At 67.7% G+C, this 1,468-nt stretch carries 1 pseudogene; it reads right to left on the bottom strand.

From position 1 onward, the window contains the following. Nucleotides 1-1,468 (bottom strand): annotated as a pseudogene (locus E0D90_RS25590) (type IV secretion protein Rhs); the annotation flags it as partial.

Raw genomic sequence — 1,468 nt, 5'->3', positions numbered from 1 at the left:
TGGGTGAGTTGGTTGCGGGTGTTCCAGGTGTAGTGCCAGGTGTCGGGTTTGCGGGAGAGGCGGGTGCGTTGCTGGAGGGTGACGCGCCCGGCGGTGTCGTGTTCGTAGCGGGTGTTGCCGGCTCTGGTGAGGAGGGTGCCGGTGTATTCGCGGTTTCCGGTGGTGTCTTCCTGCCCTGCATGACCTCCGTTGGCGGTGGTTTGGTTGCCTGTGGGGTCGTAGGTGTAGGTCTCTTCACTCGTGGGGGTGATGGCTCTTGTGATCTGACCGAGGGGGTCTAGCGTGTAGTGGTGTTCGCCGGTGGGATCGGTGAGCTGGGTGAGGTAGTGGTCAGGCCGGTAGCGGTAGACACGGTCGAGGGTGGTTCGACTGCCCGCGTTGAGGGTTTGGCGGGTTCGGCGCCCTGCCGCGTCCCAGGTTTGGTGTTCGGTGATCACACCGTCGGTGGTTCGGGTGGTCTCGCGGCCTGCGGCGTCATGGGCGAAAGTGAGCGTGTGCCCACTGGTGGTCAACGCGGCGGGGAGACCGTCCACGCCGTAAGTCCACTCTGATATCTGCCCGGTGGGGGTGGTGCGGTGGGTGAGGTGGCCGAGCGCGTCGTGTTCGAGGGTGAGGGTGCGGCCGTTGATGGTTTCGGTGGTGAGGTCGCCGAGTGGGTTGTAGGTGCGGGTGAGTTCGACGCCGGGTGAGGTGGCGTGTACGAGTCGTCCGAGGGGGTCGTGCTCGTAGGTCCAGGCGCCGTCGGGTGATTCCTCGGCTGTGGTCTCGCCGAGAGGGCCGTACGTGAAGGTCGTTCGCTGGCCTGCGGGGTTGGTGGTGGCGGTGGTTTGGCCGGCGGGGTCGTGGGTGTGGGTGGTGGTGTGGCCGTCGTAGTCGGTTTCGGCGACCAGGTGTCCGGCGGGGTTGTGGGTGTAGGTCCAGGTGTGGCCGAGGGGGTTGGTGATGGCGGTGAGTTTGAGTTCGGTGTCGCGGGTGAAGTGGATGGTGGCGCCGTCGGGGGTGGTGCGGGTGTCAGGGAGGTCGAACGGGCCGTATGTGAAGGCGGTGACGCCGCCGTTCTCGTCGGTCTCGGTGAGGAGGTTGCCCTCGGCGTCGTAGGTGTGGGTGCGGGTGCCGCCGAGGGGATCGGTGCGGGTGAGGAGCTTGCCCTCGGTGCTCCAGGTGGCCCGCGAAATGGCGCCCATGGGGTCGGTGACGGCGATGACCCGGCCGAAGGCGTCACGTTCCGCCGTGGTGGTGGACCCCACCGGGTCGGTGACCTGGAGGACGAGGCCGGCGGCGTTGCTCTCGATTCGGGTGGTGTGGCCGAGGGCGTTGGTGACGCTGCTGGTGGCGCCCGATGGGGCGTAGCTCTGTCGGGTGCGGTTGCCTGCGGGGTCGAGGGTGGTGGTGCGGTTGCCTGCGGTGTCGTAGGCGTGGTGCCAGACCGTGCCGTCGGGTTGGCGGATGAGGGTGGGCTGGCCGTAGT

Origin of the sequence: Streptomyces otsuchiensis, assembly GCF_004305975.1 — a bacterium.
In the GTDB taxonomy this organism is placed as follows: domain Bacteria; phylum Actinomycetota; class Actinomycetes; order Streptomycetales; family Streptomycetaceae; genus Streptomyces; species Streptomyces otsuchiensis.
This window is presented reverse-complemented; position numbering and strand designations above follow the sequence as displayed.